Origin of the sequence: Microbispora sp. ATCC PTA-5024 (genome assembly GCF_000511135.2) — a bacterium.
GTDB lineage: Bacteria > Actinomycetota > Actinomycetes > Streptosporangiales > Streptosporangiaceae > Microbispora > Microbispora corallina.
Genome location: NZ_KI866522.1, coordinates 822,781 through 825,465 on the forward strand (window position 1 = coordinate 822,781; position 2,685 = coordinate 825,465).

4 protein-coding genes are annotated in these 2,685 nt (G+C 76.1%); all 4 read right to left on the reverse strand.

The window, feature by feature from the left end; all coding sequences use genetic code 11:
• On the reverse strand, nucleotides 1-1,054 hold a 1,054-nt coding region (locus tag MPTA5024_RS03785; protein WP_063794614.1), incomplete at its 3' end, for a glycoside hydrolase family 3 protein.
• Nucleotides 1,038-2,060: an N-acetylglucosamine kinase gene (locus tag MPTA5024_RS03790; RefSeq protein ID WP_051457666.1), complete on the reverse strand. Its 1,023-nt coding sequence runs from the start codon at nucleotides 2,058-2,060 to the stop codon at nucleotides 1,038-1,040. The genes MPTA5024_RS03785 and MPTA5024_RS03790, both read right to left, overlap by 17 nt.
• A 120-nt stretch (nucleotides 2,061-2,180) precedes the next feature.
• Nucleotides 2,181-2,405 (reverse strand): hypothetical protein, encoded by a 225-nt coding sequence (locus tag MPTA5024_RS03795; RefSeq protein WP_036319889.1) that lies wholly within the window; start codon nucleotides 2,403-2,405, stop codon nucleotides 2,181-2,183.
• Nucleotides 2,389-2,685 (reverse strand): IS110 family transposase (locus MPTA5024_RS39230; protein ID WP_232326161.1); only part of this gene is annotated, 297 nt, incomplete at its 5' end. The genes MPTA5024_RS03795 and MPTA5024_RS39230, both read right to left, overlap by 17 nt.

The window sequence follows — 2,685 nt, forward strand, 5'->3', positions numbered from 1 at the left end:
CGGCGAGCCCGAGACCCTCGGCGGCCTCGGCGGCGGCCCCGGCGCGGTCGCCCGCCCGCTCCGCGTACCAGGCGGCCAGCTCGTGGACGCGACCGGCCGCCTCCGCCAGCCGCTCCTCCGGCAGCCGCCCCTCGCGCACCGCCCGGACGATCGCGTCGCGCAGCGCGTACACGCTCTCCCCCTGCGCGGACGAGACGCCCACGCACACCACGTCCACTCCTGCGACCAGCGCGCGGACCGCGATCTCGCCCGGGTCGTGCAGCGCGGCGACCGCCTGCATCTCGATCGCGTCGGTGACCACGAGGCCGTCGAAGCCCAGCTCCTGCCGGAGCAGCCCGGTCACGATGGCGCGGCTGAGCGTCGCCGGCTCGTCGTCCAGGGCGGGCACCCGCAGGTGGCCGCACATGACGGCCCGGACGCCGGCGGCGATCGAGGCCCGGAACGGCGGCAGGTCGCGCCGATCGAGGACGTCCCTGGACGCCCGGACCGTCGGCAGCTCCAGGTGGGAGTCGATCACCGTGTCCCCGTGGCCGGGGAAGTGCTTGGCGCAGGCCGCGACCCCCGCGCTCTGGAAGCCCTCGATCCAGGCGGCGGAGTGACGGGAGACCTCGTCCGGGTCGGACCCGAAGGACCGCACCCCGATGACCGGGTTGCGCGGGTCGGCGTTCACGTCGACGACGGGGGCGTAGTCGAGGGTGATCCCGGCGGCGCCGACCATCCGGCCGATCTGCCGGCCCACCCGGCGGGTCAGCGTCTCGTCGCCGACCACGCCCAGCGCCAGGTTGCCGGGCCAGGAGCTGCCACCGGCGGCCTCCAGCCGCGTCACCGAGCCGCCCTCCTCGTCGACGGCCACGACGGCTCCCGGGCTCTCCTCGCGCAGGGCGGCCACGAGGGCGGCCGTGCGCGCGGGACCGGCGACGTTGCGGGCGAACAGCAGGACGCCGCCCAGGCCGTCGGCGAGCGCCCGCCGCACCCAGTCGGGCGGGACGGTGCCCTCGAAACCGGGCTGGAGGACGGTCAGGGCCGCCCGCTCCACCTCATCCGCGACCGTCATCGGCCCTCCGCTCCGGCCGGTCCGCGAACGTCCGTCCGATCAGCGCCCGGTGGCCCTCTCCCGCGCGGGGATCGCCGGGGGGCAGGGCGGCGCGCAGCGCGAGGGCGGCCGCCCCGGCGGCGCCGTCCCCCGCCGGCAGCGACGTCGTCCGGGGTCCCAGCTCGGCCCGCACGAGACGGGCCAGCTCGGTCGGCTCGGTCAGCAGCGATCCCGCCAGCACCAGCGGCCCCCGCTCCTCCCCGGTCCCGTCGGGCTCGCCCACCACCCGCGCCGTACGGCCGAGCCTGCGGGCGGCCTCGCGCACGATGTCGCGCGCCACCTGGTCGCCCCGCCGCGCCGCCGCGTCCACGGCGGGAGCGAGCGTCCCGAGCCAGGCGGGGCCCGCCTCGGCGATCCTGTCGTACGCGGCGGCGACGAGGGCCGGGACGTCCTCCGGATCGCCCGCCTCCCCCAGGAGCGCGGCGGCCACCGGCCCGATCAGCGCGGTCGGCGCGCCCCGGCCGTCGAGGGCCGTCAGCGCGGCCGCCACCGCCCGGCGGCCGAGCCACACCCCCGACCCCTCGTCGCCGAACAGCCACCCGAAGCCGTCGGCGCGCCGGACGATCCGGCGGCTCCGCACGCGCGCCCCCACGGCGCCGGTGCCCGCGACCAGGACGGTCCCGTCGGCGGCGTCGGTCGTCCCGGTGAAGGCGACCAGCATGTCCGGCACCACCCGGGGACGGCCCGGCAGCTCCGCCTCGCTCCAGGCGCGCTCCGCCAGCGCGCGGGCCTGCGCGGCTCCGGCCAGCCCGAACACCCCGCCCGCGACCCGCGAGCGGTCGAGGCCACCCAGGGCGGCGAGCAGGGCGGCCAGCAGGTTGGCGGACGGGTCGCGGACCGACACGGCGTTGGCACCGCCCGCGCGGCCCCGGCCGAGGATCTCCCCCGACTCGGCGGCCACGACGCAGCGCGTGCTGGTGCCCCCGCCGTCGACCCCGACGAACAGCGCCCCCACGACCGCCCCCAACGTAGATACCTTCCAACAACTTATAAGGCGATGGAGAATATCTACAACGGCCGTCCGGCGTCCCGCGAGGGAGGGAGAAACGGCGGCGGCGGGCTCCGGCGAGGCGGGGCCGGCGAGCCTCTACTTCTTGCTGTCGGTCAGGTCGACCAGCGCGGTGGCGGCCCGGAAGAACTTGTTGCGGCCGAGGTCGCCCACGGTCTTGATGTTGAAGGCCTTCTTGAGCATCTCGGCGTCGCCCTCGCTCACCCCGGCGAGCGCCTGCACGGGTGCCTTGATCAGCTCGTCCAGGCTCATCTCCTCGTACTCCCGGTCGAGCAGCTTCGCCAGGTCAACCGAAACAGCCATGAGTCCCCCCGAGTCCAGTGAACCCCGATACCTCTGAGGTGCCCCAACGGCGCTTTTCCGAAGCATCCCGACACGCGGGTCGGTCGTAGTAGGCGCGTACTTCGGGGTCGTGCAGGACCGCGCAGCCGGCTTGCAGGTGGAGGGCGTCGACGAGCCGGTCGTTATGGATGAAACGGGCGTGGGCGGTCTTGCTTCTGCCCGACTGGCGGGTGATCGGGCTTGTCCCGGCGTAGTTCTTGCGTGCCTTGGCGCTGGCGTAGCGGCCGGTGGCGTCGCCGGA